The 26,659-nt window shown below is 63.7% G+C and carries 26 protein-coding genes; 19 read left to right on the top strand and 7 right to left on the bottom strand.

Going from position 1 to position 26,659, the window contains the following annotated elements:
- Positions 1–172: 172 nt before the first annotated feature.
- From BLS61_RS03370 to hisC, 10 genes are all read left to right on the top strand, one after another.
- Positions 173–982, top strand: coding sequence for an ATP-binding cassette domain-containing protein (locus BLS61_RS03370; protein ID WP_090427323.1), 810 nt, complete (start codon positions 173–175; stop codon positions 980–982).
- Positions 982–1,779: a lipid asymmetry maintenance ABC transporter permease subunit MlaE gene (mlaE, locus tag BLS61_RS03365; protein WP_090427320.1), complete on the top strand. Its 798-nt coding sequence runs from the start codon at positions 982–984 to the stop codon at positions 1,777–1,779. Before BLS61_RS03370 ends, mlaE begins: the two co-directional genes overlap by 1 nt.
- A complete protein-coding gene (gene mlaD, locus BLS61_RS03360) occupies positions 1,779–2,249 on the top strand; it encodes an outer membrane lipid asymmetry maintenance protein MlaD (protein WP_090427318.1) in 471 nt (156 codons plus the stop codon). Before mlaE ends, mlaD begins: the two co-directional genes overlap by 1 nt.
- Before the next feature lie 14 nt (positions 2,250–2,263).
- Positions 2,264–2,896 (top strand): MlaC/ttg2D family ABC transporter substrate-binding protein, encoded by a 633-nt coding sequence (locus BLS61_RS03355; protein ID WP_090427315.1) that lies wholly within the window; start codon positions 2,264–2,266, stop codon positions 2,894–2,896.
- The gene (locus BLS61_RS03350; protein WP_090427314.1) at positions 2,893–3,201 is read left to right on the top strand and encodes an STAS domain-containing protein; all 309 of its coding nucleotides are present in this window, start codon (positions 2,893–2,895) and stop codon (positions 3,199–3,201) included. Before BLS61_RS03355 ends, BLS61_RS03350 begins: the two co-directional genes overlap by 4 nt.
- 118 nt (positions 3,202–3,319) lie before the next feature.
- Positions 3,320–3,559: a BolA family protein gene (locus BLS61_RS03345; RefSeq protein ID WP_003459267.1), complete on the top strand. Its 240-nt coding sequence runs from the start codon at positions 3,320–3,322 to the stop codon at positions 3,557–3,559.
- 22 nt (positions 3,560–3,581) lie between these two features.
- A complete protein-coding gene (murA, locus tag BLS61_RS03340) occupies positions 3,582–4,847 on the top strand; it encodes a UDP-N-acetylglucosamine 1-carboxyvinyltransferase (RefSeq protein ID WP_090427311.1) in 1,266 nt (421 codons plus the stop codon).
- 176 nt (positions 4,848–5,023) lie between these two features.
- Positions 5,024–5,659 (top strand): ATP phosphoribosyltransferase, encoded by a 636-nt coding sequence (gene hisG / locus BLS61_RS03335; protein ID WP_090427308.1) that lies wholly within the window; start codon positions 5,024–5,026, stop codon positions 5,657–5,659.
- A 123-nt stretch (positions 5,660–5,782) separates the two neighbouring features.
- A complete protein-coding gene (hisD, locus tag BLS61_RS03330; RefSeq protein WP_090427299.1) occupies positions 5,783–7,090 on the top strand; it encodes a histidinol dehydrogenase in 1,308 nt (435 codons plus the stop codon).
- 128 nt (positions 7,091–7,218) lie between these two features.
- A complete protein-coding gene (gene hisC, locus BLS61_RS03325; RefSeq protein WP_090427294.1) occupies positions 7,219–8,271 on the top strand; it encodes a histidinol-phosphate transaminase in 1,053 nt (350 codons plus the stop codon).
- A gap of 69 nt (positions 8,272–8,340) precedes the next feature.
- On the opposite strand, the gene BLS61_RS03320 is transcribed toward hisC, so the two are convergent.
- The 3 genes from BLS61_RS03320 to algW form a co-directional block, all read right to left on the bottom strand.
- On the bottom strand, positions 8,341–9,060 hold the full coding sequence (locus BLS61_RS03320; protein ID WP_090427290.1) for a DUF4198 domain-containing protein: 720 nt from the start codon (positions 9,058–9,060) through the stop codon (positions 8,341–8,343).
- Between the two features lie 13 nt (positions 9,061–9,073).
- Positions 9,074–11,155 (bottom strand): TonB-dependent siderophore receptor, encoded by a 2,082-nt coding sequence (locus tag BLS61_RS03315; protein WP_090427287.1) that lies wholly within the window; start codon positions 11,153–11,155, stop codon positions 9,074–9,076.
- A gap of 86 nt (positions 11,156–11,241) precedes the next feature.
- On the bottom strand, positions 11,242–12,384 hold the full coding sequence (gene algW, locus BLS61_RS03310) for a Do family serine endopeptidase AlgW (RefSeq protein WP_090427284.1): 1,143 nt from the start codon (positions 12,382–12,384) through the stop codon (positions 11,242–11,244).
- A gap of 110 nt (positions 12,385–12,494) precedes the next feature.
- On the opposite strand from algW, the gene BLS61_RS03305 reads away from it, so the two are divergent.
- From BLS61_RS03305 to cysN, 3 genes are all read left to right on the top strand, one after another.
- The gene (locus tag BLS61_RS03305; RefSeq protein WP_090427279.1) at positions 12,495–13,253 is read left to right on the top strand and encodes a Nif3-like dinuclear metal center hexameric protein; all 759 of its coding nucleotides are present in this window, start codon (positions 12,495–12,497) and stop codon (positions 13,251–13,253) included.
- Positions 13,254–13,385: 132 nt separating this feature from the next.
- The gene (cysD, locus tag BLS61_RS03300) at positions 13,386–14,303 is read left to right on the top strand and encodes a sulfate adenylyltransferase subunit CysD (RefSeq protein ID WP_003242927.1); all 918 of its coding nucleotides are present in this window, start codon (positions 13,386–13,388) and stop codon (positions 14,301–14,303) included.
- A 12-nt stretch (positions 14,304–14,315) separates the two neighbouring features.
- Positions 14,316–16,211, top strand: coding sequence for a sulfate adenylyltransferase subunit CysN (gene cysN, locus BLS61_RS03295; RefSeq protein WP_090427276.1), 1,896 nt, complete (start codon positions 14,316–14,318; stop codon positions 16,209–16,211).
- Positions 16,212–16,536: 325 nt separating this feature from the next.
- Here the strand turns inward: cysN and BLS61_RS03290 are convergent, their stop codons facing one another.
- Positions 16,537–16,968 carry a Z-ring associated ZapG family protein gene (locus BLS61_RS03290; protein ID WP_024307001.1) on the bottom strand — a complete coding sequence of 144 codons (432 nt, stop codon included), beginning with the start codon at positions 16,966–16,968 and terminating at the stop codon, positions 16,537–16,539.
- A 265-nt stretch (positions 16,969–17,233) separates the two neighbouring features.
- Between BLS61_RS03290 and BLS61_RS03285 the strand changes: the two genes are divergently transcribed.
- From BLS61_RS03285 to zapE, 3 genes are all read left to right on the top strand, one after another.
- Positions 17,234–17,863, top strand: a complete 630-nt coding sequence (locus BLS61_RS03285; protein ID WP_090427273.1) for an alpha/beta hydrolase — start codon at positions 17,234–17,236, stop codon at positions 17,861–17,863.
- Positions 17,864–17,998: 135 nt separating this feature from the next.
- Positions 17,999–19,345 carry a tryptophan--tRNA ligase gene (locus BLS61_RS03280; RefSeq protein ID WP_090427270.1) on the top strand — a complete coding sequence of 449 codons (1,347 nt, stop codon included), beginning with the start codon at positions 17,999–18,001 and terminating at the stop codon, positions 19,343–19,345.
- Positions 19,346–19,546: 201 nt separating this feature from the next.
- The gene (gene zapE, locus BLS61_RS03275) at positions 19,547–20,641 is read left to right on the top strand and encodes a cell division protein ZapE (RefSeq protein WP_090427267.1); all 1,095 of its coding nucleotides are present in this window, start codon (positions 19,547–19,549) and stop codon (positions 20,639–20,641) included.
- Positions 20,642–20,800: 159 nt separating this feature from the next.
- On the opposite strand, the gene BLS61_RS03270 is transcribed toward zapE, so the two are convergent.
- Entirely contained in the window at positions 20,801–21,763 is a 963-nt protein-coding gene (locus BLS61_RS03270) for a hypothetical protein (RefSeq protein WP_090428051.1), read from the bottom strand.
- 107 nt (positions 21,764–21,870) lie between these two features.
- Positions 21,871–22,875, bottom strand: coding sequence for a GlxA family transcriptional regulator (locus BLS61_RS03265; protein ID WP_090427263.1), 1,005 nt, complete (start codon positions 22,873–22,875; stop codon positions 21,871–21,873).
- Between the two features lie 139 nt (positions 22,876–23,014).
- On the opposite strand from BLS61_RS03265, the gene BLS61_RS03260 reads away from it, so the two are divergent.
- Positions 23,015–24,154, top strand: coding sequence for an acyl-CoA dehydrogenase family protein (locus BLS61_RS03260; RefSeq protein WP_090427260.1), 1,140 nt, complete (start codon positions 23,015–23,017; stop codon positions 24,152–24,154).
- Positions 24,155–24,227: 73 nt separating this feature from the next.
- Positions 24,228–24,941, top strand: a complete 714-nt coding sequence (gene nfi, locus BLS61_RS03255; protein ID WP_090427257.1) for a deoxyribonuclease V — start codon at positions 24,228–24,230, stop codon at positions 24,939–24,941.
- Here nfi and BLS61_RS03250 read toward each other — a convergent pair.
- Complete coding sequence (locus tag BLS61_RS03250; protein ID WP_090427256.1) at positions 24,938–25,975, bottom strand: NADP(H)-dependent aldo-keto reductase; 1,038 nt, start codon at positions 25,973–25,975, stop codon at positions 24,938–24,940. The two genes, nfi and BLS61_RS03250, sit on opposite strands and share 4 nt — an antisense overlap.
- Before the next feature lie 248 nt (positions 25,976–26,223).
- Here BLS61_RS03250 and rplM point away from each other — a divergent pair, with 248 nt between their 5' ends.
- A complete protein-coding gene (rplM, locus tag BLS61_RS03245; RefSeq protein WP_003242947.1) occupies positions 26,224–26,652 on the top strand; it encodes a 50S ribosomal protein L13 in 429 nt (142 codons plus the stop codon).
- The last annotated feature ends 7 nt before the right edge of the window (positions 26,653–26,659 follow it).

The following is a 26,659-nucleotide window of genomic DNA, read 5'->3' as shown; positions in this document are numbered from 1 at the left end:
TGTTGCGCGTTGTCGAAGCTGTCGCAAGTCTGAACGCTGCATGGTGGCGCTATTGGGCGGTATGTTCGGCAAATGCTATAGTTCGCCGCCATTTTGGCCCCCTCTGGCTGGCGCGTGTCCTCGCTCGTGGAGGTGGCGTCTGCCAGGAAGGCCTGATTTTCAAGGAGTTCAGATGAGCGCCGAGCACCAGTACGCGATCGAGTTGCAGGGCGTCAGCTTTCAGCGTGGCGCGCGGTCGATCTTCGACAAGGTCGACATCCGCATTCCGCGCGGCAAGGTCACCGGCATCATGGGGCCTTCCGGCTGTGGCAAGACCACCTTGTTGCGGCTGATCGCCGCCGAACTGCGCCCTTCTGCCGGCGATGTTCGTATCGGCGGGGTCAGCCTGCCGAAGCTGTCGCGTGATGAGCTGTTCGACATGCGCAAGCAGATGGGCGTGCTGTTCCAGAGTGGTGCGCTGTTCACCGACCTCGACGTGTTCGAGAACGTCGCCTTTCCGTTGCGTGTGCACACCAAGCTCCCTGAGGAGATGATCCGCGACATCGTCCTGATGAAGCTGCAGGCCGTTGGCTTGCGCGGGGCCGTGGAGCTGATGCCGGACGAGCTGTCCGGCGGCATGAAGCGCCGTGTGGCGCTGGCGCGGGCGATTGCCCTCGATCCGCAGATTCTGCTGTATGACGAGCCGTTCGTCGGTCAGGACCCCATCGCCATGGGCGTGCTGGTGCGCCTGATTCGCCTGCTCAACGATGCGTTGGGGATCACCAGCGTGGTGGTTTCCCACGATCTGGCGGAAACCGCCAGCATCGCCGATTACATCTACGTGGTCGGTGATGCCCAGGTGCTGGGGCATGGCACGCCGGCCGAGCTGATGGAGTCGGACAATCCGCGTATTCGCCAGTTCATGAAGGGCATTCCGGACGGCCCGGTGCCGTTCCATTTTCCGGCGCCGGACTATCGCGAAGATCTGTTGGGGAGAGGTTGATGCGTAGAATTTCACCGCTCGAACGGCTGCGGCTGTTCGGTCGTGCGGGTATCGATGTGGTGGCGACGCTGGGGCGTTCGGTGCTGTTCCTGGTAGGCGCGCTGTTCGGCCGCAGCCGCGCCGGCAAACCCCTGCAACTGCTGATCAAGCAGTTGTTCGCGGTCGGCGTGATGTCGCTGGCGATCATCGTCGTGTCCGGCATCTTCATCGGCATGGTGCTGGCCCTGCAGGGTTACAACATCCTGGTCAGCTACGGCTCCGAGCAGGCGGTCGGGCAGATGGTCGCGCTGACCCTGCTGCGCGAACTCGGCCCGGTAGTCACCGCGCTGCTGTTCGCCGGTCGCGCCGGTTCGGCGCTGACGGCCGAGATCGGCAACATGAAGTCCACCGAGCAGCTGTCCAGCCTGGAGATGATTGGCGTCGATCCGCTCAAGTACATCATCGCCCCGCGGCTGTGGGCCGGGTTCATCTCCATGCCGCTGCTGGCGATGATCTTCAGCGTTGTCGGCATCTGGGGCGGGGCCATGGTCGCGGTGGACTGGCTGGGCGTCTACGAGGGCTCGTTCTGGTCGAACATGCAGAACAGTGTTTCCTTTTATGACGATGTGCTCAACGGCGTGATCAAGAGCATCGTCTTCGCCTTCGTGGTGACCTGGATCGCCGTGTTCCAGGGCTATGACTGCGAACCCACTTCCGAGGGCATCAGCCGCGCGACCACGCGCACCGTGGTGTATGCCTCGCTGGCCGTACTTGGCCTTGATTTCATTCTGACCGCTTTGATGTTTGGAGACTTCTGATGCAAAACCGCACGCTGGAGATTGGTGTCGGCCTGTTCCTCATGGCCGGTGTGCTGGCCCTGCTGCTGTTGGCCCTGCGCGTCAGCGGCCTGAGCGTCGGCAGTGCCGGCGATACCTACAAGGTCTACGCCTACTTCGACAACATCGCCGGGTTGACCGTACGTGCCAAGGTGACCATGGCCGGCGTGACCATCGGCAAGGTCACCGCCATCGACCTGGATCGCGACAGCTACATGGGCCGGGTGACCCTGGAGCTCGATGGCAACGTCAATAACCTGCCCGAGGATTCCACCGCCTCGATCCTGACCGCGGGTCTGCTCGGCGAGAAATACATCGGCATCAGCGTCGGTGGTGACGAGGAGGTGCTCAAGGACGGCAGCACCATCCACGACACGCAGTCCTCGCTGGTGCTGGAAGACCTGATTGGCAAATTCCTGCTCAATTCGGTCAATAAAGATGAAGCCAATTGATGAGGGCTCCCGAGATGTTCAAGACCGTGCGTAATTCCCTGCTGGCGCTTCTGGCTGCCGTGCCGCTGCTGGCCTTTGCCGCGCCCAGCGCCCATGAGGTGGTGCAGCAGACCACCGATACCCTGCTGGCCGATCTGAAGGCCAACAAGGAGCAATACCGCAGCAATCCCAATGCTTTCTACGACTCGCTCAACGAGATTCTCGGCCCGGTGGTGGATGTCGATGGCATCGCCCGTGGCGTGATGACCGTGCGCTATTCGCGCCAGGCCTCGCCCGAGCAGATGAGCCGTTTCCAGGAGAACTTCAAGCGCAGCCTGATGCAGTTCTATGGCAACGCCCTGCTCGAGTACAACAACCAGGACATCCGCGTACTGCCGGCCAGCGGCCGCGCCGAAGGCGAGCGCACCTCGGTGGGCATGGAGATTCGCGATGGCAAGGGTGCGGTCTATCCGCTGTCCTACACCATGGTGTCGATCGATGGCACCTGGAAGCTGCGCAACGTGGTGATCAACGGCATCAACGTCGGCAAGCTGTTCCGTGACCAGTTCGCCCAGTCGATGCAGAACAATCGCAACGACCTGGACAAGGTCATCGACACCTGGGCTGATACCGTGGCCCGTGCGCGTCAGGCGCGGGGCGAGTCGTGAGTCAGGCCAGCCTTACCGAGCGGAGTGCCGGGCAACTGCATCTGGCTGGCGTGCTGGACTACAGCACCGGCCCGCAGTTGCGCGAGCAGGGCGCGCGCCTGATCGCCGCCAGCAGCGTGGGGCGCCTGTCGCTCGACTGCAGCGCCGTGGAAAAATCCAGCAGCGTCGGTCTGGCGCTGCTGCTGGCGTTCGTTCGCGATGCGCGCAAGGCCGGGCGCGAGCTGTCGATCAGCGCGCTGCCCGCCGACATGCGCGAGATCGCCCAGGTCAGCGGCCTGCTGGAGTTGCTGCCGCTGCAGTCCTGAGGCGCCTCCCGGCGTTCCGTCAGCACCGCTGCTGGCGGGGTTCGCAGGCGGGAGGCTTTTTTGTATGATGGCCGACCCGCGGGCGTAGGTAGCCCGAATGCGTCAGTCGAGGTCGAGCATGCAGGCTGCAGAAGTAAAAAGCCTCCTAGAGGAAAAACTCCCGAACACCCAGGTGGAAGTCGAAGGCGAAGGCTGCAACTTCCAGCTCAACCTGATCAGCGACGAGCTGGCCGCCCTCAGCCCGGTCAAGCGTCAGCAGCAGATCTATGCCCACCTCAATGCCTGGATCGCCGATGGCAGCATCCACGCGGTGACCATGAAATTCTTCAGCCAGGCCGATTGGGCCGCGCGTTCCTGAGCCTGCGGGCGACGAGACTCCTATGGACAAACTGATCATTACCGGCGGCGCTCGCCTCGATGGCGAAATCCGCATTTCCGGTGCGAAGAACTCTGCGCTGCCGATTCTGGCCGCGACCCTGCTGGGCGATGCGCCGGTCACCATCTGCAACCTGCCGCACCTGCACGACATCACCACCATGATCGAGCTGTTCGGTCGCATGGGCATCGAACCGGTGATCGACGAGAAGCTGGCGGTGGAAGTCGACGCCCGCGCGATCAAGACTCTGGTCGCCCCTTACGAGCTGGTGAAGACCATGCGCGCCTCGATCCTGGTGCTCGGCCCGATGGTCGCCCGTTTCGGCGAGGCCGAAGTGGCCCTGCCCGGCGGTTGCGCCATCGGCTCGCGTCCGGTCGACCTGCATATTCGCGGTCTCGAGGCCATGGGCGCGCAGATCGACGTGGAAGGCGGCTACATCAAGGCCAAGGCGCCGGAAGGCGGTCTGCGCGGTGCGCACTTCTTCTTCGACGTGGTCAGCGTGACCGGTACCGAGAACATCATGATGGCCGCGACCCTGGCCAAGGGCCGCAGCGTGCTGGAAAACGCCGCGCGTGAGCCCGAAGTGGTCGACCTGGCCAACTGCCTGATCGCCATGGGCGCGAAGATCCAGGGCGCCGGTACCGACACCATCATCATCGATGGCGTCGAGCGCCTGCACGGCGCGCGTTTCAACGTGATGCCCGACCGTATCGAAACCGGCACCTACCTGGTGGCCGCTGCCGTCACCGGTGGTCGGGTCAAGGTCAAGGATGCCGATCCATCGACCCTGGAGGCCGTACTGGCCAAACTGCAGGAAGCCGGCGCCGAGATCACCACCGGTCCGGACTGGATCGAGCTGGACATGAAGGGCAAGCGTCCGAAGGCCGTCAATCTGCGTACCGCGCCGTACCCGGCATTCCCTACCGACATGCAGGCGCAGTTCATCGCCCTCAATGCCGTGGCCGAAGGCACCGGCACCATCATCGAGACCGTGTTCGAAAACCGTTTCATGCACGTCTACGAGATGCTGCGCATGGGCGCCAACATCCTGGTCGAAGGCAATACGGCGGTGGTCACCGGCGTCGAGAGGCTCAAGGGCGCGCCGGTGATGGCCACCGACCTGCGTGCTTCGGCGAGCCTGGTGCTGGCTGCGCTGGTGGCCGATGGCGATACGCTGATCGACCGCATCTACCACATCGACCGTGGTTACGAGTGCATCGAGGAGAAGCTGCAGCTGCTCGGCGCCAAGATTCGCCGCGTTCCGGGTTGATGGCGATCTGCTGCGCGTCGGTCCTGCTGCGTTAAAAACAGGCTCGGAATGCTCATTTACAACTTGTAAACTCCGCTTCCTCGCCTGTTTTTGCCTTGCATGACTCTAGCTCGCGAGATCGCAGATAGTGTGGCCACCCCTCTCGGGCGGCCGCTTCCGCTCAAGGAAACCGTTCCATGCTGACCATCGCCCTGTCCAAAGGCCGCATTCTCGATGACACCCTGCCGTTGCTGGCGGCTGCGGGCATCGAGCCGACCGATAACCCGGACAAGAGCCGCAAGCTGATCATTCCCACCACTCAGGATGACGTGCGCCTTTTGATCGTGCGTGCCACCGACGTGCCGACCTATGTCGAGCATGGCGCGGCCGACCTCGGCGTGGCCGGCAAGGACGTATTGATGGAATACGGCGGCCAGGGCATCTACGAGCCGCTGGATCTGCAGATCGCCAAGTGCAAGCTGATGACCGCAGGCCGGGTCGGCGCGCCGGAGCCCAAGGGCCGGCTGCGCGTGGCCACCAAGTTCGTCAATGTCGCCAAGCGTTACTACGCCGAGCAGGGCCGTCAGGTCGACATCATCAAGCTCTACGGCTCGATGGAACTGGCGCCGCTGGTGGGCCTGGCCGACAAGATCATCGACGTGGTCGACACCGGCAACACCCTGCGTGCCAACGGCCTGGAGCCGCAGGAACTGATCGCCACCATCAGCTCGCGACTGATCGTCAACAAGGCTTCGATGAAGATGCAGCATGCGCGCATCCAGTCCTTGATCGATACCCTGCGTGGCGCCATCGAAGCACGACACCAAGGCTGACTCCTTTCCGCGACTTCTGGTCGCGGCAGCCTATCCGTGTCATAGCCATTTTTCTTGGGTGCCCGCACGGTGGGCTTGCTACTCTAGCGGCGCCTGAGATTTGCTATTACACGAGGCTTTGCCATGACCGCTCCCATTGCTGTTCGCCGACTCAACGCCGCTGACCAGGACTTCGCCCGACACCTGGATCATCTGCTGAGCTGGGAGAGTGTGTCCGACGATGGCGTCAACCAGCGCGTGCTGGAAATCATCCAGGCCGTGCGTCAGCGTGGCGATGCCGCCCTGGTCGAGTACACCCAGCGCTTCGATGGCCTGGAGGTCGCCAGCATGGCCGACCTGATCCTGCCACGCGAGCGTCTGGAGCTGGCGCTGACCCGCATCAGCGCTGAGCAGCGCCAGGCCCTTGAAGTGGCCGCCGAACGCGTGCGCAGTTACCACGAGAAGCAGAAGCAGGATTCCTGGCGCTACAGCGAGGCCGACGGCACCGTGCTGGGGCAGAAGGTCACGCCGCTGGACCGCGCCGGCCTGTATGTGCCGGGCGGCAAGGCCTCCTATCCGTCCTCGGTGCTGATGAACGCCATCCCGGCCAAGGTCGCCGGCGTGCCCGAGGTGGTCATGGTGGTGCCGACCCCGCGCGGCGAGATCAACGAGATCGTCCTGGCTGCCGCCGCCATCGCCGGCGTCGATCGCGTGTTCACCATCGGTGGCGCGCAGGCCGTGGCGGCGCTGGCCTATGGCACCGAGAGCGTGCCGCCGGTGGACAAGATCGTCGGCCCGGGCAACATCTACGTGGCCACCGCCAAGCGCCACGTGTTTGGCAAGGTCGGTATCGACATGATCGCCGGGCCTTCTGAAATTCTCGTGGTGTGCGACGGCCAGACCGATCCGGACTGGATCGCCATGGACCTGTTCTCCCAGGCCGAGCACGACGAGGATGCCCAGTCGATTCTGGTCAGCCCCGATGCCGCCTTTCTCGACAAGGTTGCCGAAAGCATCGCCAAGCTGCTGCCGACCATGGAGCGGGCCGAGATCATCCGCACCTCGCTGGAAGGCCGTGGCGCTCTGATTCAGGTGGCGGACATGGCCCAGGCCATCGAGGTGGCCAACCGCATCGCGCCGGAGCATCTGGAGCTGTCGGTGGCCGACCCGGAGGCCTGGTTGCCCGAGATTCGTCATGCCGGTGCGATCTTCATGGGCCGTTACACTGCCGAAGCGCTGGGCGATTACGTGGCCGGCCCCAACCACGTGCTGCCCACTTCCGGCACCGCGCGCTTTTCCTCGCCGCTGGGGGTGTACGACTTCCAGAAGCGTTCGTCGATCATCTTCTGCTCGCCGGACGGCGCGTCGGAGCTTGGCAAGAGCGCCTCGGTGCTGGCGCGCGGCGAATCGCTGACCGCGCATGCGCGTAGCGCCGAGTATCGGATCAAGTGAGATAGGGTGCGCTGAGCGCACCTTGTGAAGGTTGTGGTGCGCACGGCGCACCCTACGGATCGAGCTTCGCAGGCTGAGCGAGGCGATACCCATCACCCCACGCAACGCATTCGAGGAGAGAAGGGCAGATGAGCAAATTCTGGAGCCCCTTCGTCAAGGACCTGGTGCCCTATGTGCCAGGCGAGCAGCCCAAGCTGAGCAAGCTGGTCAAGCTCAACACCAACGAGAACCCCTATGGGCCGTCGCCCAAGGCCATCGCCGCCATGCAGGCCGAGGTCAACGACGACCTGCGCCTGTACCCGGACCCCAACGGTGACCGGCTGAAACAGGCGGTGGCCGACTACTACGGCGTGAGCACCGCCCAGGTGTTCGTCGGCAATGGCTCCGACGAGGTGCTGGCGCACGCCTTCCATGGGCTGTTCCAGCACCAGGCACCACTGCTGTTCCCGGATATCAGCTACAGCTTCTATCCGGTGTACTGCGGTCTGTACGGCATCGATTACCAGCAGGTGCCGCTGGACGAGCAGTTCCAGATTCGCGTCGAAGACTATGCCCGCCCCAATGGCGGCATCATCTTCCCCAACCCCAACGCGCCGACCGGCTGCCTGCTGCCGCTCGAGGCCGTCGAGCGTCTTTTGCAGGGCAGCCCGGATTCGGTGGTGCTGGTGGATGAGGCCTATATCGACTTCGGCGGCCAGAGTGCCATCGCCCTGGTCGACAAGTACCCGAATCTGCTGGTCACCCAGACCCTGTCCAAGTCGCGTTCGCTGGCCGGTCTGCGCGTCGGCATCGCGGTCGGTCACCCGGATCTGATCGAAGCGCTGGAGCGGATCAAGAACAGCTTCAACTCCTATCCGCTCGATCGCATGGCCATTGCCGGCGCGGCGGCGGCGTTCGAGGATCGCGAGTATTTCGAGCAGACCTGCCGGCAGGTGATTGCCAGCCGCGAGAGGGTGGTCGCCGGGTTGCAGGGGCTGGGCTTCGAGGTGCTGCCGTCGGCCGCCAATTTCGTCTTCGCCCGTCATCCGAGCAAGGATGCTGCAACGCTGGCAGCCGGCCTGCGCGAGCAGGGCGTGATCGTGCGCCACTTCAAGCAGCCGCGCATCGCCCAGTTCCTGCGTATCACCATCGGTACGCCGGAGCAGAACCAGGCCTTGCTGGACGCTCTGCAAAGTCTTTGATCAGGCGGGCCGAAAAAAGCCGGTGGCGCGTCAGCGTCACCGGCTTTTTCCATGGCACGCGGCGAGGGCTTACTCGTGGTGCGGCTGGCCAAGGAAGGTCAGCGAGGTGAACAGGCCGCGGCTCTCGATATTCGGGTCGTTTTCCACCGGTACGTAGACCGAGGCGCTGATGATGTTCAGCGCCTCGTTGCGCACCGTGACCTGGGCACGGCCCTCGGCATCGGTTACCGCGCTGACCTGGTGCGGCGCGCCGCGATAGTCACCGACCAGTTCGACGCCTGCCATCGGCTTGCCGTCCACCAGCACGCGCACCGGCAGCGGCTTGCCCGGGCCGACCTTGAGCGGGTCGACTTCCGGCACTATGACCATCTTCAACTGATCCAAGGCAGGCAGCTTTGCGCCTTCGGCGTAGATCGCCAGGCTGTACTTGTAGGTGTGCAGCGACTGGGTCGAGTTCGGCACCTGGCTGCGGCCCTGGTTGACCCACTGGCCGTCCGGGGTCTTCGACCAGGCGCCGTTGTCCAGTGCCACGCCGAGTACGGCGGGGTTCTTCAAGGGTTGCAGGCGGGCATGGTCGGCCAGGCGCTCGACGGTCACCGGGATCATCTTGCCGGCGGCGTCATAGGCCCAGGCGCCGCTGATCTTCTCCGGCTTGAAGGCGTCGTCCTCGGCGCCATGGCCGTAGACCACTTCGATGTTGCCGCGACGCTCTTCGGTCCACAGACCGTGGGCGAGGGCGCCGCTGCTGGCGAACAGGCCGGCGAGCAGCAGGCAGGCGGGAATGCGCATGAATATCTCCAATTCACAGGTTGAGGGTCAGGTTGACGCTGAGGTTGCGCGGATCGCCGGGCATTACCCAGACGCTGTTGAACGAGCGCTCGTAGTACTTGCGATCGAACAGGTTGTTGAGGTTCAGGCCCAGGCTCAGGTCCTTGGTGGCCTGCCAGCGGGCCAGCAGATCCACCGTGGTGTAGGCCGGCAGCTCGAAGTTGCTGCCGGTCTGCCCGGAGCGGTCGCCGACATAGTTGACTGCGGCGCCGAATTCCGAGCCCTGCAGCGAGCCGCCCTGGAACTGGTAGACGCCCATCAGGCTGGCGCTGTTGCGGGCGATGCCGAGCAGGTCGCTGCCCTCGGGGATGCTGTTGTCCTTGGTCACCTCTGCGTCGATGTAGGCGTAGGCGCCTATCACCCGTAGGGCATCGGTGAGCTGACCGCTGACCTGCAGGTCCAGACCCTGGCTGCGGGCCTTGCCGGCGGCAATGCTGTCGCCGGGATTGTTCGGGTCAGCGGTCAGCACGTTTTCCTTGTCGATATGGAACAGCGCTACCGTGGCGCCGAGGCGACTATCAAACAGGTCGAGCTTGAGGCCGGTCTCGTAGCCGAGGCCCTTCTCCGGCTTGAACACCTGCCCCTGGGCACCGATGGTGTTGGGCTTGAACGACATCGAGGCGTTGGCGAACACGCCAACTTCCGGCGTCAGCTGGTAGAGCACGCCGGCACGCGGGGTGGCGACCTCCTTGGTCTGCTCGTTGCTGACCCGCGTGCTGCGGTTGCGCGCGGTCTGCTCGAAACGCTCCAGGCGCACGCCGAGCAGGCCGCTCCAGCGCTCGCTGAAGGTGATCTGGTCCTGCAGGTTGAGGGCGTAGCTTTCCGTGTGCTCGTGAAAGTCGTTGGGATTGACGATGGGCGGTTTGGGCTGGCCATAGACGGGGTTGTAGATGTTCTGGCCGTAGCCCAGGCCGGTCACGCTCTGCGGGTACTTCTGGCTGTTGCGGTAGTTCTCGTACTCCAGGCCCAGCAGCGTCTGGTGCTGCCAGCCGGCCAGGTCGAACTGGCCGTGCAGCTCGGCCTGGGTGATGCTGTCGTTCCATTCGAAGCTGCGCTCGCGGTAAAAGCGCGTGACCTGATCGCCGATCAGTCGCGACGGCTCGGAGCTGTTGCCGTCCAGCGTGCCCTGGCTGTAATGGCTGGCCAGGCGCAGTTTCCAGGCTTCGTTCAGGTAGTGTTCGAGACTGACCTGCAGTAGCTGGTTTTCGTTGCGGATCTTGCCGTCGTTGGGTTCGCCGAGGAAGGTCGAGCGCTTGACCGCCCCCATCTTGCCGTCGACGGCGGGAATGCCGCGGTCGAACACCGAATCGGTACGCGAGAACTCGCTGTCGATCATCAGCAGGGTGTCCGGCGACAGCTGCCAGGTCAGGGTCGGGTTGACGATCTGCCGCTGATTGCCGACGTGATCACGGAAGCTGCCGTTGTCCTCCAGCGCCAGGTTGACCCGCGAGAGCAGCGTGCCTTCATCGTTCAGCGGGGTATTGACGTTGAGGCTGCTGCGGTAGCGATCCCAGCGTCCGGCGCTGGCCTTGAACTGGGTGAAGGCCTCCTGCTGCGGGCGCTTGGTGACGATGTTGACCAGCCCGCCCGGATCGCCGCGGCCGTACAGCGCGGCAGCCGGACCCTTGAGCACTTCCAGACGTTCGATGGCCGAGGCGTCAGGCGAGCTGTAGCTGCCGCGGTTGATGGCGAAGCCGTTGCGGTACAGCTCACCGGTGGTGAAGCCGCGCACGCTGTAGTTGAGGAAGGTCAGGCCGCCGAAGTTGTTCTGCCGCGACACGCCGCCGGCGAAGTCCAGGGCGCGGTCGATGCGGCTGCTGCCGAGGTCTTCCAGCACCTGAGCCGGCACCACGCTGATGGCCTGGGGGATCTCGCTGATCGGCGTGTCGGTGCGGGTGGCGCTGGCCGAGCGTTTGGCGCGGTAGCCCTGCACCGGGCCGTCGGCCTGTTCGCCAGGGGCGCTGATGACGCTGTCGGCCAGTTGTGCCGGAGGTTCGGCGGCGAAGATACAGGGGGTTAGCAGGCTGCCGGCAAGCAGGGTGATGGTGGCGCGCAAGGGAAGTCTCCAGAGGCTTGTAATTTATGTAATAACATTACAATAACCTCAGTCGAGAAAAGTTCCCACATGAAAATGCTCTTCGATCAATTACCGTTGACGGGAGGGCGAATGCCGATCTCGGCGGTCAGCTGCAGCGGCTTGCCGTTGCGCATCACCTCGATGCGGATCTTGTCGCCCGGCTTGGTGCGCGCCACCTGATTCATCGAACGGCGGCCGTCGCTGGCCGGTTCGCCATCGATGCTGAGGATCAGATCGCCGGGCTGCAGACCGGCCTTCTGCGCCGGGCCGTCGCGGTACACGCCGGCGACGACGATGCCGGGGCGTCCTTCCAGGCCGAAGGACTCCGCCAGCTCGGGGGTCAGCGGTTGCACCTCGACGCCCAGGTAACCGCGGATTACCTGGCCGTGCTCGATGATCGCGCGCATCACCTCCAGCGCCAGCTTCACCGGAATGGCGAAGCCGATGCCCTGAGAGCCGCCTGATTTGGAGAAGATCGCCGTGTTGATGCCCACCAGATTGCCGTGGGCGTCCACCAGCGCGCCGCCGGAGTTGCCCGGGTTGATGGCCGCGTCGGTCTGAATGAAGTCTTCGTAGGTGTTCAGGCCCAGCTGGTTGCGCCCGGTGGCGCTGATGATGCCCATGGTCACCGTCTGGCCGACGCCGAAGGGGTTGCCGATGGCCAGGGTGACATCGCCGATGCGAATGCTGTCGGAGCGGCCCAGGGTGATCGCCTGCAGATTGGGCAGGTCGATCTTCAATACCGCCAGATCGGTTTCCGGATCGTTGCCGATCACCCGCGCCAGGGTTTCGCGACCATCCTTGAGCGCCACGACGATCTGGTCGGCGCCGCTGACCACATGGTTGTTGGTCAGCAGATAGCCGTCCTTACTCATCAGCACCGCCGAGCCCAGGCTCGACTCCATGCGTTGCTGGCGCGGCAGGTTGTCGCCGAAGAAGCGGCGGAACGTCGGGTCTTCGAACAGCGGGTGCGCCGGTTTGCTCACCAGCTTGGTGGTGTACAGGTTGGCCACTGCCGGCGATGCGGTGTCGACAGCCTCGGCGTAGGACACCGGGCCTTCCTGCAGGCGACTGTAGATGGGCGCCTGCACCAGCTGCACGTCCTGGCTTGGCAGGCCTACCCATTGCGGGTAGCGCTGGATCAGCAGCAGTGCGAGCAACACACCGACCAGCAGGGGCCAACCGAGAAAACGCAGTGCCTGGGGCATCGGGACAATCCTGAGGGTTGCGGGGGCCAAATGTGGCCCTTAAGGTGGCGCATTATAGTGAGGTGCTCGCCAATTAGGCAGCGGCCCGCAAAAGCTTGAGAGGAATCTTCATGGCCATTGCCCTGTCCACGCTAGTGCAAGAAGCTGACGCTTTCCTGACCGCGTCGCGCATCAGCGATTACTGCCCCAATGGCCTGCAGGTCGAAGGCCGCCCGCAGGTCAGTCGCATCGTCAGCGGCGTTACCGCCAGCCAGGCGCTGATCGACGCCGCCATCGAAGCCGAGGCCGATGTGCTGCTGGTGCATCACGGCTATTTCTGGAAAGGCGAGAACCCCTGCGTCACCGGCATGAAGCAGCGTCGTCTGAAGGCGCTGCTGGCCAACGATATCAGCCTGCTGGCCTATCACCTGCCGCTGGACGTGCATCCCGAGGTGGGCAACAACGTGCAGCTGGCGCGTCAGCTCGGCATCGTCGTCGAAGGCCCGCTGGAGCCGGACAACCCGCGCACCGTCGGCCTGGTCGGCTCGCTGGAAGAACCGATGAGCGCCATCGATTTTGCCCGCCATGTGCAGCAGGTGCTGGGGCGCGAGCCGCTGCTGGTGGAGGGCGAGGGCCTGATTCGCCGGGTCGGCTGGTGCACTGGCGGCGGGCAGGGCTATATCGATCAGGCGATTGCCGCCGGGGTCGATCTGTACCTGACCGGCGAAGCCTCGGAGCAGACCTTCCACAGCGCTCGTGAGAATGGCGTGAGCTTCATCGCCGCCGGTCACCATGCCACCGAGCGTTATGGCGTGCAGGCGCTGGGCGATTATCTGGCACGGCGTTTCGCCCTCGAACACCTGTTCATCGACTGCCCGAATCCGGTCTGATTCGGGCTTTCCTGCAGCTATAACGCTAGATCTTTTCGATCTAACCGGTGCCCTGAGTATAAGCAGGTGCTGTGATAGAGTGCGCGCTCGTCCACGGCCCGCCGGCCCCATAACAGCAAACCGTGAGTAGCCATGCTCGACAAATTGACCCATCTGAAGCAGTTGGAGGCGGAAAGCATCCACATCATTCGTGAAGTGGCCGCCGAATTCGACAACCCGGTGATGCTCTATTCCATCGGCAAGGATTCAGCCGTGATGCTGCATCTGGCCCGCAAGGCGTTCTTCCCTGGCAAGCTGCCTTTCCCGGTGCTGCACGTCGACACCCGCTGGAAATTCCAGGAGATGTACCGCTTCCGCGAGAAGATGGTCAGCGAGATGGGCCTGGAGCTGATCACCCACATCAACCCCGATGGTGTGGCGCAGGACATGAACCCCTTCACCTACGGCAGTGCCAAGCACACCGACGTGATGAAGACCGAGGGCCTCAAGCAGGCGCTGGACAAGTACGGCTTCGACGCCGCCTTCGGTGGCGCGCGCCGCGACGAGGAAAAGTCGCGTGCCAAGGAGCGCGTTTACTCCTTCCGCGACAGCAAGCACCGCTGGGACCCGAAGAACCAGCGCCCCGAGCTGTGGAACGTGTACAACGGCAAGGTCAAGAAGGGCGAGTCGATCCGCGTCTTCCCGCTGTCGAACTGGACCGAGCTGGACATCTGGCAATACATCTACCTGGAGCAGATCCCGATCGTGCCGCTGTACTTCGCCGCCGAGCGTGAAGTCGTGGAGCTCAACGGCACGCTGGTGATGATCGATGACGAGCGCATCCTCAACTACCTGACGCCCGAGCAGAAGGCCAGCATCCACAAGAAGATGGTGCGCTTCCGTACCCTGGGCTGTTACCCGCTGACCGGTGCGGTGGAGTCCACCGCGGCGACCCTGCCGGACATCATCCAGGAAATGCTCCTGACCAAGACCAGCGAACGTCAGGGCCGGGTCATCGACCACGACGCCGCCGGTTCGATGGAAGAAAAGAAACGCCAGGGCTACTTCTAAGGATTCCTCATCATGAGTCACCAGTCTGATCTGATCAGCGAGGACATCCTCGCCTACCTGGCCCAGCACGAACGCAAGGAGCTGCTGCGCTTCCTCACCTGCGGCAACGTCGACGACGGCAAGAGCACCCTGATCGGGCGCCTGCTGCACGACTCCAAGATGATCTACGAGGACCATCTGGAGGCCATCAGCCGCGACTCGAAGAAGGTCGGCACCACCGGCGATGACATCGATCTGGCGCTGCTGGTCGACGGTCTGCAGGCCGAGCGCGAGCAGGGCATCACCATCGACGTGGCCTACCGCTATTTCAGCACCGCCAAGCGCAAGTTCATCATCGCCGACACCCCCGGCCATGAGCAGTACACCCGCAATATGGCCACTGGGGCATCTACGTGTGACCTGGCGATCATCCTGATCGACGCCCGTTACGGTGTGCAGACCCAGACCAAGCGCCACAGCTTCATCGCCTCTCTGCTGGGCATCAAGCATATCGTCGTCGCGGTCAACAAGATGGACCTCAAGGACTTCGATCAGGACGTGTTCGAGCAGATCAAGGCCGACTACCTGGCCTTCGCCGACAAGATCGGCCTGAAGCCGACCACCCTGCACTTCGTGCCCATGTCGGCGCTCAAGGGCGACAACGTGGTCAACAAGTCCGAGCGCTCGCCCTGGTACGACGGCCAGTCGCTGATGGAAATTCTCGAAACCGTGGAGGTGGCGGGTGATCGCAACTTCGACGATCTGCGCTTCCCGGTGCAGTACGTCAACCGTCCCAATCTGAACTTCCGCGGCTTCGCCGGCACCCTGGCCAGCGGCATCGTGCGCAAGGGCGACGAAGTGATGGCACTGCCGTCGGGCAAGACCAGCCGGGTCAAGTCCATCGTCACCTTCGAGGGCGAGCTGGAGCACGCCGGTCCGGGCCAGGCCATCACCCTGACCCTGGAAGACGAGATCGACGTGTCGCGCGGCGACATGCTGGTGCATGCCGACAATCGTCCGCAGGTCACCGACAGTTTCGAGGCCATGCTGGTGTGGATGGGCGAAGAGCCGATGCTGCCGGGCAAGAAGTACGACATCAAGCGCGCCACCAGCTATGTGCCGGGCTCGATCCCGAGCATCGTTCATCGCGTCGACGTCAACACCCTGGAGCAGGGCGCGGCCAGCGAGCTGAAGCTCAACGAAATCGGCCGGGTCAAGGTCGCCCTGGACGCGCCGATTGCCCTGGATGGCTACGAGTACAACCGCACCACCGGTGCCTTCATCGTCATCGACCGCCTGACCAATGGCACTGTCGGCGCCGGCATGATCATCGCCGACCCGATCGCCCATGGCGGCGGCCAGCACGGGCGTCTGGCGCATGTATCGACCGAGGAGCGCGCCGCACGCTTCGGCCAGCAGCCGGCCACCGTGCTGTTCAGCGGCCTGTCCGGTGCCGGCAAGAGCACCCTGGCCTATGCCGTGGAACGCAAGCTGTTCGATATGGGCCGTGCGGTATACGTGCTCGACGGGCAGAACCTGCGTCACGACCTGAACAAGGGGCTGCCGCAGGATCGCGCCGGCCGCGCCGAGAACTGGCGCCGCGCCGCCCATGTGGCGCGTCAGTTCAACGAGGCCGGGATGATCGCCCTGGCCGCCTTCGTCGCCCCGGATGCTGAAGGTCGTGAGCAGGCCAAGGCGCTGATCGGCGGTGAACGCCTGGTTACCGTCTACGTGCAGGCCTCGCCGCAGGTCTGCCGTGAACGCGACCCGCAGGGGCTGTATGCCGCCGGTGGCGACAATATTCCGGGCGAGGGCTTCCCCTATGACGTGCCGCTGGATGCCGATCTGGTGATCGACACCCAGACGCAGTCGGTCGAGGAGGGCGTCAAGGCGGTGCTGGACCTGCTGCGCAGCCGCGGCGCGATCTAAGCACATGCATTGCAACGAGCCCCGCCTAGTAGCGGGGCTCGTCGTTTGTGGGGTGTCTTTTGTAGGAGCGAATTCATTCGCGATGTGGGCTTACGATGATCGCGAATGAATTCGCTCCTATCGTCCCGCGTAGCCCGCAACCACGCTCAATCAAAAGCCCCGCAATACGGTAATGCTGGTCACTTAAGGTTGCACACGTTTGGCTCCCCTCTCCTTAACCCTCTCCCCGGAGGGGCGAGGGGACTGATCGAGCTCGGCCGCTCCTACAATTGATACCCAATAAAAAGCCCCGACATGTCGGGGCTCGGTGTTTCTGCCTGATGGGTTACTTCTTCAGCCCGTAGCTCTCGTCCAGCATGCCGGGACCGTCGCTCTTCGGCGCATAGTCCTTGGGCATTTCGTAGTTCTTCGGCGGCGTCAGGCGCTCGCGCTTCTCGCCGGCTTCGGTGCTGTTCAGGGTAGCCAGCAGGCGCTGACGGGTCAGCTCGTCCAGCGCCAGGCGGTTGGCACCGTCGGACAGATGTTCCTGCACATCCTGGTAGCTCTGGGTGAGTTTCTTCACCAGGCTGGCGGTGGTGTTGAAGTGGGTCACCACTTCGTTCTGGTAGGCCTCGAAGCGCGCCTGCATTTCATCCATCTGCCGCTGTGTACGGCCCGGTGCAGCATTGGGGGCCAGGCGGGCGAGCACAAAGCCCACGGCGATGCCGACCACCAGGGTCAGAGCGGGTATCAACCAGGCTGTAACGGTCTGTTCCACGAGTCCTTCCTCTCAAAACGGCTTTGCTTTACGTTAGCGGCTTGAGCCTGTGCTGTATACGACCAGAACCTGCTCAGAGTCTACTGCGCGTCGGCCCTGCTGCATTAAAAACAGGTTCGGAATGCTCATGTACAACAGTACACTCCGCTTCCTCTCCTGTTTTCGCCTTGCATTGCGCGAGCGCTCGAGGCGCTGAACAGGTTCATTTGCCGCACAGGCAGTTTGCTAGACGAGTCGACCCGTTGCGGGGTCACGGAGTTCAGTGTTGCTCAGTCGCGAAACCCCTCTTTTCATTCAAGGCCCGGTGGGCCAACTCGAAGCCCTTCTGCTGGAGGTACCGGACGCCCAGGGTGTGGCGCTGGTCTGTCATCCCAATCCGGTACAGGGCGGCACCATGCTCAACAAGGTGGTGTCCACCCTGCAGCGCAGCGCGCGTGACTGTGGTTATCACACATTGCGTTTCAATTACCGCGGTGTTGGCGCCAGTGCCGGGGCTCACGACATGGGCACGGGCGAGGTGGATGACGCCGAAGCCGTGGCCGCCTGGTTGCAGGACAAGTACCCGCATCTGCCGATTACCCTGCTGGGCTTTTCCTTCGGCGGCTTCGTCGCCGCTGCGCTGGGGGCACGCCTGGAGGCGCGTGGCCAGGTGCCGAGCAAGCTGTTCATGGTGGCGCCGGCAGTGCATCGTCTGACGGCTGAAACACCGTCCGCCAGCCAGTGCCCGATGGTGGTGATCCAGCCCGACAGCGACGAGGTGGTCGAACCGCAGGCGGTCTACGACTGGTCGGCTCACCTCGGACGTGCCCATGAGCTGCTGAAAGTGGCAGAATGCGGCCACTTCTTTCACGGCAAACTGACCGATCTGAAGGACCTCCTTCTGCCGCGTCTGTGAGCCTGGCGCAGGGGCGCCCTGCGTACCCAAATACTGGTGCGCGCGGCGCACCCTACGATCAATCCGGCATTCGAGGCATTGCGCGGCTGTAGCCCGCGTGATCTTCGAGATGGTTCAAGCAAAGCGAATCCGAACATGACCACCCGTATCCTCACTGGCATCACCACCACCGGCACGCCGCACCTGGGCAACTACGCCGGTGCCATTCGACCGGCCATCGCGGCCAGCCGTGACCCGCAGATGGACTCGTTCTATTTCCTTGCCGACTATCATGCGCTGATAAAGTGCGACGACCCGGCGCGCATCCAGCGCTCGCGTCTGGAAATCGCCGCGACCTGGCTGGCCCTGGGCCTGGACACCGACAAGGCGACCTTCTACCGCCAGTCCGACATTCCCGAGATTCCCGAACTGTGCTGGCTGCTGACCTGTGTCGCCGGCAAGGGCCTGCTCAACCGCGCCCACGCCTACAAGGCTTCGGTGGACAAGAACGTCGAAGCCGGTGAAGACCCGGATGCCGGCGTGACCATGGGCCTGTTCAGCTACCCGGTACTGATGGCGGCGGACATCCTGATGTTCAACGCGCAGAAGGTGCCGGTCGGTCGTGATCAGATCCAGCATGTGGAAATGGCCCGCGACATCGGCCAGCGTTTCAACCACCTGTTTGGCAAGGGCAAGGAACTGTTCGTGCTGCCCGAGGTGGTGATCGAGGAGGAGGTGGCGACGCTGCCGGGGCTCGATGGACGCAAGATGAGCAAGAGCTACGACAACACCATCCCGCTGTTCGGCAGCGCCAAGCAGCTCAAGGACGCCGTGGCGCGCATCGTCACCGACTCCAGGCTGCCCGACGAGCCCAAGGACGCCGAGGGCTCTCACCTGTACACCCTGTACCAGGCCTTCGCCAGCCAGTCGCAGCAGGCCGAGTTCCGCGCTGACTTGGAGGGCGGCCTGGCCTGGGGTGAGGCGAAGAACCGCCTGTACCAACTGCTTGAGGACACCCTGGGCGAGGCACGCGAGCGCTACAATGCGCTGATCGCCCGGCCGGCCGATCTGGAAGACATCCTCCTCGCCGGTGCGGCCAAGGCGCGCAAGATCGCCACGCCATTCCTCGGCGAGCTGCGTGAGGCCGTGGGCCTGCGCTCGTTCCGTGAGCAGGTGCAGGTGGCTGCCGGCGAGAAGAAGAAGGCCAGCAAGAGCGCACGCTTCGTCAGCTTCCGCGACGACGACGGTAGCTTTCGCTTCCGCCTGCTGGACGCCGATGGCGAGCAACTGCTGCTGTCGAAATCCTTCGCCGATGGCAAGTCGGCCGGGATGATCAACAAACGCCTGCAATCCGGCGAGCCGCTGGATGTGCGCGCCGAAGGTCTGGCGTTCTCGGTATGGATCGATGGCGAGAACGTGGCCAGCAGCCCGGAATTCGCTGATGGTCAGGCGCTGGAAGATGCCATCGCCCGTCTGCGTGAGGCGCTGGCGCCACAGGGGTGAAGAGGCTTTTGCTCCCCTCTCCCGCTTGCGGGAGAGGGGCTGGGGGAGAGGGTTGTCCGGTGCACCGCGTCGTCGGCCTGCCCTCTCCCCGACCCTCTCCCATAAATGGGAGAGGGAGTGTGCCTAGCTTGCACCGATTGCCAACCAACGGGGGCGTCGCTAAAGTGACGCCCCCGTTTTTACTTGCCCGGCTAACGAATCATGACCCCCTTAGAGCGTTATCAGGCCGACCTCAAACGGCCCGACTTCTTCCATGATGCGGCCCAGGAAAATGCCGTCCGCCACCTGCAGCGTCTGTACGACGATCTGATCGCGCGCGACCAGGGCAAGTCCGGGCTGATGGGCAAGCTGTTCGGCAAGAAGCCGCAAGGGCCGGTCAAGGGCCTGTACTTCTGGGGCGGCGTCGGGCGCGGCAAGACCTATCTGGTCGACACCTTCTTCGATGCGCTGCCGTTCGAGCAGAAGATGCGCACCCATTTCCACCGCTTCATGAAGCGCGTGCACGAGGAGATGAAGACCCTCAAGGGCGAGAAGAACCCGCTGACCATCATCGGCAAGCGCTTCGCCGACGAGGCACGGGTGATCTGCTTCGACGAGTTCTTCGTCAGCGACATTACCGACGCGATGATCCTCGCCACGCTGCTCGAGGAGCTGTTCAAGAACGGCGTGTCGCTGGTCGCCACCTCCAACATCGTGCCGGACGGCCTGTACAAGGACGGCCTGCAACGCGCCCGCTTCCTGCCGGCTATCGCCCTGCTCAAGCAGCACACCGACATCGTCAACGTCGACAGCGGCGTCGACTACCGCCTGCGTGCGCTGGAGCAGGCCGAGCTGTTCCATTTCCCGCTCGGCCCGGCGGCCGAGGACAGCCTGCGCAAGAGCTTCCAGAGCCTGCTGCCGGACTGCACCCATATGGTGGAGAACGAGGCGCTGATGATCGAGAACCGCGCGATCAATGCCGTGCGCGTGTGCGAAGACGTGGCCTGGTTCGAGTTCCGCGAACTCTGCGACGGCCCGCGTAGCCAGAATGACTACATCGAGCTGGGCAAGATCTTCCACGCGGTGATCCTGGCCAATGTCGAACAGATGGGCGTGGCCAAGGACGACATGGCGCGTCGCTTCATCAACCTGGTGGACGAGTTCTACGACCGCAACGTCAAGCTGATCATCTCTGCCGAGGTGGAGCTCAAGGACCTGTATACCGGTGGCCGCCTGAGCTTCGAATTCCAGCGCACCCTGAGCCGCCTGCTGGAGATGCAGTCGCACGAGTTTCTCTCGCGTCCGCACCGGCCCTGACCATTGCCGAACCGGAAAAAGGCGACCCGCGAGGTCGCCTTTTTCCTGTCCTGGGTGGTGCGTGCTTCACGTAAGGTGCGCCGCGCGCACCAAAGCCCCCCTTATCAAGGCCCTGCGTCGGCGCCTGTTTGTTGGTGCGCACGGCGCACGCTGCGCTATCTAGTTCTTCGCCAGCTTCTGCCGATACTGCGCCAGCATCTTCTGCGCATGAGCCACTTCCAGGGCCTCCATGGCATTGATCGGCTTGATCGCCACGGCACGCTCGAGGTGCTCGATGACCTTCTGTTCTTCATCGTCGCCATACACGTAGGTCAGCGCGTTGGCGTATTCGTAATGGCCGATGGGCAGGTCGTCGCGGGCCTGGAAGCTGCGCTGGAAGTACTTCTCCATGTTGTCGGCGCTGACCCCGTAGGTCATCTTGCCCACCAGCTTGCCCACCTTGCGGATCACGCCCGCTTCATAACCGCCATACAGCGCCAGGGCGAACGGCTGCTGCGGCTGCTTGGCCAGCAGGGCCTTGAGCTCGTTGGGAATCTGCGTGGTGTAGCCGCGCTTGAGCACCACCGGCACCGACAGCTCCTCGCCCAGGCGCGCCTTGGCGTAGACGCGGCCGAACTGCGCGACGGTATCGGCCTGCACCAGTTCGCCGGCTTCGTCGGTGTAGGCGATCACTTCCTCCAGCAGCCGGTGCTTCTCGGCCTGGTCCGGCACCAGGAACATGGCGTAGATGACCTGGGCGAACATCGCCGGTATCTGTCCGCCGATGCCCAGCGCCAGGCCCTGTTCCTTGGCCTGGGCGAAATCGCCGCGGAACATCAGGCGCCAGACGTCCTGCAGCTTCTGGGCGTAGAGCTCGGCCTCTTCGGGCTGGCCGGTAAAGCCGGTGCCCGCTGTTACGGTCTTTTCCAAAGCCTGCGGATGCTGGCTGGCCATGCGCACCACCCAGTCGGCGTCGGGGAAGGGGTAGTCGCCGAAACCGCGGGTCAGCTGCGGCCAGGCCTGGCGCAGCCTGTCGCCGCTGTAGTCGTAGGCGCTCTGGTCGAGTGGGAAGGGTTTCCAGTTATCGGCGGCTGCAGCGCTGAGGCTGCAGGTGGCAAGCAGGGCAATCAATAAGCGGCGCATGGCGGTGAACCTGTTGTTGTTATGTTCACCCTCGATCATAGGGCGCGCAGGTGATGCGCCAACCTAACCAAGGGTGGGCTGGCGTTTTGCTGCCGTGGCTGGTGCGTTCAGCCCTGCTGGTCCTTCTGCTGGAATTGTCGGCGGTACTGGTTCGGCGACAGCTCGGTGTGCTGGCGGAACAGGCGGGCGAAGAAGCTGGCGTCGTCGTAGCCGACCTCGTAGCTGATGGTCTTGATGCTCTTGCGCGTGGAGGAGAGCAGGCTCTTGGCGGTTTCGATGCGCAGGCGCTGCAGGTAGTGCAGCGGTTTGTCGCCGGTGGCGCCCTGGAAGCGGCGCATGAAGTTGCGGATACTCATGCCGTGCTCGCGGGCCACGTCCTCGAAGCGGAACTTGTCGGCGTAGTGTTCCTCCAGCCAGTGCTGAATCTGCAGCACGGTGACGTCCTGATGCAGCTTCTGCCCGCCAAAGCCGATACGCCCTGGCGTATAGCTGCGCTGCACCTCGTAGAGGATGTCGCGGGCCACACCCTGGGCCACGCCAGCGCCGCAGTAACGCTCGATCAGGTAGATGTAGAGATCGCAGGCCGAGGTGACGCCGCCGGCGCAATACAGGTTGTCGGCATCGGACAGGTGCTTGTCCTGGTTCAGCAGCACCTTGGGGAAGCGCTCGGCGAACTCGCGGAAGAAGCGCCAGTAGGTGGTCGCCTCCTTGCCGTCGAGCAGGCCGGCTTCGGCCATCCAGAACACCCCGCTGGCTTCGCCGCAGATCGCCGTACCGCTGGCATGCTGGAGCCTGAGCCAGTCCAGCACCTGCGGGTAACGACGGCTGAGCGCATCGAAGTTGTCCCAGAAGGCCGGCAGGATGATCACGTCGCAGGCTTCCAGGCCGCCATCGACCGGGACGCGGACGTTGCTGAAGCTGTTCACCGGTTGGCCGTCGGGGCTGACCAGCCGAATCTCGAACGGAGGTTGATCGCCAAGGCCCTGCTGCCTGGCGTAACGGATGCCGGCCATGTGGAAGAAATCCTTGGCCTGCATGAGGGTGGAAGCGAACACGCCGTCGGTGGCGAGAATGCTGACGCGCCGTAAGGCGCCTGACTGATGATTAACCATATGTTGTTTTTATAAAGGCTAAGTGGTCACTAGGCGGCTGGATCGTCTTATTTTTTGGCGCTTGTGTCCAGTGTAACCAAGCGTTTGCTTGGCTAAAGTCGAGGCCACTTTTCACGCAGTGACAGATGCAGGTGAGGCCATGATCCCCAGAACGATATTCAGCTCCGACCATGAACTGTTCCGCGACAGCGTGCGCAAGTTTCTCGAACAGGAAGCCGTGCCCTTCCATGCGCAGTGGGAGAAGGACGGCCATGTAGATCGCGCGCTGTGGACCAAGGCCGGCGAGGCTGGCCTGCTCTGTTCGCACATTCCCGAGGAGTACGGCGGCATGGCGGCCGACTTCCTCTACAGCACCGTGGTGATCGAGGAGATCGGTCGCCTGGGGCTGACCGGCATCGGTTTCTCGCTGCATTCGGACATCGTCGCGCCCTACATCCTGCATTACGGCAGCGAGGCGCAGAAACAGTACTACCTGCCCAAGCTGGTGAGCGGCGAGATGGTCACCGCCATTGCCATGACCGAGCCGGGTGCCGGCTCCGACCTGCAGGGGGTGAAGACCACTGCGGTGCTCGATGGCGATGAGTACGTGATCAATGGCTCGAAGACCTTCATCACCAACGGCTGGCTGGCCGATCTGGTGATAGTCGTGGCCAAGACCGACCCCAAGGCGGGTGCCAAGGGCACCAGCCTGTTCCTGGTGGAGGCCAACACGCCGGGCTTCTCCAAGGGCAAGCGCCTGGAGAAGGTCGGCATGAAGGCGCAGGACACCTCCGAGCTGTTCTTCCAGGACGTGCGCGTACCCAAGGAAAACCTGCTGGGCCAGGCCGGCATGGGCTTCGCCTACCTGATGCAGGAGCTGCCGCAGGAGCGTCTGACCGTCGGCGTTGGTGCGCTGGCCTCGGCCGAAGCGGCGCTGCAGTGGACGCTGGACTACACCCGCGAGCGCAAGGCATTCGGCAAGGCCGTGGCGGACTTCCAGAACACCCGCTTCAAGCTCGCCGAGATGGCCACGGAAATCCAGGTTGGGCGGGTATTCATCGACCGCTGCCTGGAGCTGCACCTGCAGGGCAAACTCGACGTGCCGACTGCGGCGATGCTCAAGTACTGGACCACCGATCTGCAGTGCAAGGTGCTCGACGAATGCGTGCAGCTGCACGGCGGCTACGGCTTCATGTGGGAGTATCCGATCGCACGCGCCTGGGCCGACGCGCGGGTGCAGCGCATCTACGCCGGTACCAACGAGATCATGAAGGAGATCATTTCCCGCTCGCTGGTGTAGTGGGGGGAGTGGTGCACGGGGCGAACTCAGACGTCGCCCCGCGGCTCCAAGGCAGAAATGCCTGGAGAGCCTCATGACTCGATTGAGCGATCTGGCTGCCACCCCGTTCGCCGATTGGGACGGCAGCCCGGCGGCCGCCCGCGAACTGCAGACGCACCTGGCCCGGCAAGTACGGCTGGAGGACGATTATCCGCCGCTGCGGCGTCTGGCGGGCGTGGATGTCGGCTTCGAGGAGGGCGGCGCCATCACCCGCGCGGCGGCAGTGCTACTGGATGCCGATACGCTGCAGCCGCTGGCCGAATGCGTGGCGCGTATCCCCACCAGCATGCCCTACGTGCCGGGGTTGCTCTCCTTTCGTGAATTGCCCGCCTTGCTTCGAGCCTTGGCTGATCTGCCGCAGGAGCCGGATCTGGTCTTCGTCGACGGACACGGCATCGCCCACCCGCGCGGCCTGGGTATTGCCGCGCACCTGGGCGTGGTCAGCGGTTTGCCGACCATTGGCGTGGCCAAGAAGATTCTGACCGGGCATCACGCCGAGCTGGATGAGGTGCGGGGTGCACGTGTGGAGCTGCTGAGCAGGAGGGGCGAGCGGATCGGCTGGGTGCTGCGCAGCAAGGATCACGTACGGCCACTGATCGTTTCGCCGGGCAATCGGGTCAGCCTCGAGCGTGCGCCGGAGCTGGTGATGGCCTGCGTCAGGCGTCACCGCCTGCCCGAGCCAACCCGGCTGGCCGATCGCCTGGCCTCGCGACGCGATGCCAGGAGCGATCAGCACTCTCTTTTTTAGGGCGCGGGGTTGGGCTGCGCCTTGTGAATCGCCTCGATGCCGGCGAGCACTTCCTCGGACAGCTTCAGCTCGGCGCTGGCCAGGTTGCTGTCCAGTTGCTCCAGGCTGGTGGCGCCGATGATGTTGCTGGTCACGAAGGGCTGCGCGGTGACGAAGGCCAGGGCCATCTGCGCAGGGTCCAGACCGTGCTCACGGGCCAGCGCCACGTAGCGTGAGCAAGCCGCTTCGGCCTGCGGGTTGGTGTAGCGGGCGAAGCGGCTGAACAGGCTGATACGTGCACCGGTCGGGCGGGCGCCGCCCTCGTACTTGCCGCTGAGCATGCCGAATGCCAGGGGCGAATAGGCCAGCAGGCCGCACTGTTCGCGAATCGCCACCTCAGCCAGGCCCACCTCGAAGCTGCGGTTGAGCAGGTTGTAGGGGTTCTGGATCGATACTGCGCGTGGCCAGCCGCGGCTCTCGGCCAGCTGCAGGAACTTCATGGTGCCCCACGGGGTTTCGTTGGACAGGCCGATATGACGAATCTTGCCGGCCTTGACCTGCTCGTCGAGCACTTCCAGGGTTTCTTCCAGCGGCGTGAAGTCCGCGTCGCGATGCTGGTAGCCAAGCTGGCCGAAGAAATTGGTCGGTCGCTCCGGCCAGTGCAGCTGGTACAGGTCGATCCAGTCGGTCTGCAGCCGCTTGAGGCTGGCATCCAGCGCCGCGACTATGTGCTCGCGGTTGAATTTCAGCTGGCCGTCGCGAATGTGGCTGATGCCGTTGCCGGGGCCGGCGATCTTGCTGGCCAGAATCCAGTCGGCGCGGTCGCCTTGGCGCTTGAAGTAGCTGCCGATGATCTGCTCGGTCCTGCTATAGGTTTCGGCGCGCGGCGGCACCGGGTACATCTCGGCGGTATCGATGAAATTGATGCCGCTGGCCTTGGCTCGCTCGATCTGGGCATGGCCTTCGCTCTCGCTGTTCTGCTCGCCCCAGGTCATGCTGCCCAGGCACAGGGCGCTGACGTCGAGATCGGTTCGGCCCAGTTTGCGGTATTCCATGGAGTGCTCCTTGGCTAAAAGAGTCATACAAGCAGGTTGATATTTTTTTCGCAATCAGGATAATCCGGCACCTCTTTCTGCGGTGGAAGTGATGCGCCGCCTGCCGAAGAATCTTGCCGTACTCTGGACGCGCTGACCCGAGCCCCCGATAGCGTCCGTATGCGGCTGCCTTTGACTTGTCAAAGTACGCACTATCCAGTAAGATCCGCCGTCTATTTTTTGCTGGGCGGCCCCTGAGGCTATAAAGAATGAAAACTTTTACTGCTAAACCGGAAACAGTAAAACGCGATTGGTTCGTCGTTGATGCTGCTGGTCAGACCCTGGGTCGTCTGGCCACCGAAATCGCGAGCCGTCTGCGTGGCAAGCACAAGCCTGAGTACACCCCGCACGTTGACACCGGTGACTACATCGTCGTCATCAACGCCGAGCAGGTGCGTGTAACTGGTGCCAAGGCCAGCGACAAGAAGTACTACTCCCACTCCGGTTTCCCGGGCGGCATCAAAGAGATCAACTTCGAGAAGCTGATCGCTCGTGCTCCTGAGCGCGTGATCGAGACCGCGGTCAAAGGCATGCTGCCGAAGAACCCGCTGGGTCGCGACATGTACCGTAAGCTGAAGGTGTACAAGGGTGCCGCTCACCCGCACACCGCTCAGCAGCCCCAAGAACTGAAGATTTAACGGAATA

The organism is Ectopseudomonas guguanensis (genome assembly GCF_900104265.1).
GTDB lineage: Bacteria > Pseudomonadota > Gammaproteobacteria > Pseudomonadales > Pseudomonadaceae > Aquipseudomonas > Aquipseudomonas guguanensis.
Note: the sequence above shows the minus strand (reverse complement) of the source record. Positions and strands in the feature narration are given on the sequence as shown.

Bases quoted from the DNA above. Each gene is read 5' to 3' on its own strand.
- BLS61_RS03370 (WP_090427323.1), top strand. From the start codon at position 173: ATGAGCGCCGAGCACCAGTACGCGATCGAGTTGCAGGGCGTCAGCTTT.
- mlaE (WP_090427320.1), top strand. From the start codon at position 982: ATGCGTAGAATTTCACCGCTCGAACGGCTGCGGCTGTTCGGTCGTGCG.
- mlaD (WP_090427318.1), top strand. From the start codon at position 1,779: ATGCAAAACCGCACGCTGGAGATTGGTGTCGGCCTGTTCCTCATGGCC.
- BLS61_RS03355 (WP_090427315.1), top strand. From the start codon at position 2,264: ATGTTCAAGACCGTGCGTAATTCCCTGCTGGCGCTTCTGGCTGCCGTG.
- BLS61_RS03345 (WP_003459267.1), top strand. From the start codon at position 3,320: ATGCAGGCTGCAGAAGTAAAAAGCCTCCTAGAGGAAAAACTCCCGAAC.
- murA (WP_090427311.1), top strand. From the start codon at position 3,582: ATGGACAAACTGATCATTACCGGCGGCGCTCGCCTCGATGGCGAAATC.
- hisG (WP_090427308.1), top strand. From the start codon at position 5,024: ATGCTGACCATCGCCCTGTCCAAAGGCCGCATTCTCGATGACACCCTG.
- hisD (WP_090427299.1), top strand. From the start codon at position 5,783: ATGACCGCTCCCATTGCTGTTCGCCGACTCAACGCCGCTGACCAGGAC.
- hisC (WP_090427294.1), top strand. From the start codon at position 7,219: ATGAGCAAATTCTGGAGCCCCTTCGTCAAGGACCTGGTGCCCTATGTG.
- BLS61_RS03320 (WP_090427290.1), bottom strand. From the start codon at position 9,060: ATGCGCATTCCCGCCTGCCTGCTGCTCGCCGGCCTGTTCGCCAGCAGC.
- algW (WP_090427284.1), bottom strand. From the start codon at position 12,384: ATGCCCCAGGCACTGCGTTTTCTCGGTTGGCCCCTGCTGGTCGGTGTG.
- BLS61_RS03305 (WP_090427279.1), top strand. From the start codon at position 12,495: ATGGCCATTGCCCTGTCCACGCTAGTGCAAGAAGCTGACGCTTTCCTG.
- cysD (WP_003242927.1), top strand. From the start codon at position 13,386: ATGCTCGACAAATTGACCCATCTGAAGCAGTTGGAGGCGGAAAGCATC.
- cysN (WP_090427276.1), top strand. From the start codon at position 14,316: ATGAGTCACCAGTCTGATCTGATCAGCGAGGACATCCTCGCCTACCTG.
- BLS61_RS03280 (WP_090427270.1), top strand. From the start codon at position 17,999: ATGACCACCCGTATCCTCACTGGCATCACCACCACCGGCACGCCGCAC.
- zapE (WP_090427267.1), top strand. From the start codon at position 19,547: ATGACCCCCTTAGAGCGTTATCAGGCCGACCTCAAACGGCCCGACTTC.
- BLS61_RS03270 (WP_090428051.1), bottom strand. From the start codon at position 21,763: ATGCGCCGCTTATTGATTGCCCTGCTTGCCACCTGCAGCCTCAGCGCT.
- BLS61_RS03265 (WP_090427263.1), bottom strand. From the start codon at position 22,875: ATGGTTAATCATCAGTCAGGCGCCTTACGGCGCGTCAGCATTCTCGCC.
- BLS61_RS03260 (WP_090427260.1), top strand. From the start codon at position 23,015: ATGATCCCCAGAACGATATTCAGCTCCGACCATGAACTGTTCCGCGAC.
- nfi (WP_090427257.1), top strand. From the start codon at position 24,228: ATGACTCGATTGAGCGATCTGGCTGCCACCCCGTTCGCCGATTGGGAC.
- BLS61_RS03250 (WP_090427256.1), bottom strand. From the start codon at position 25,975: ATGGAATACCGCAAACTGGGCCGAACCGATCTCGACGTCAGCGCCCTG.
- rplM (WP_003242947.1), top strand. From the start codon at position 26,224: ATGAAAACTTTTACTGCTAAACCGGAAACAGTAAAACGCGATTGGTTC.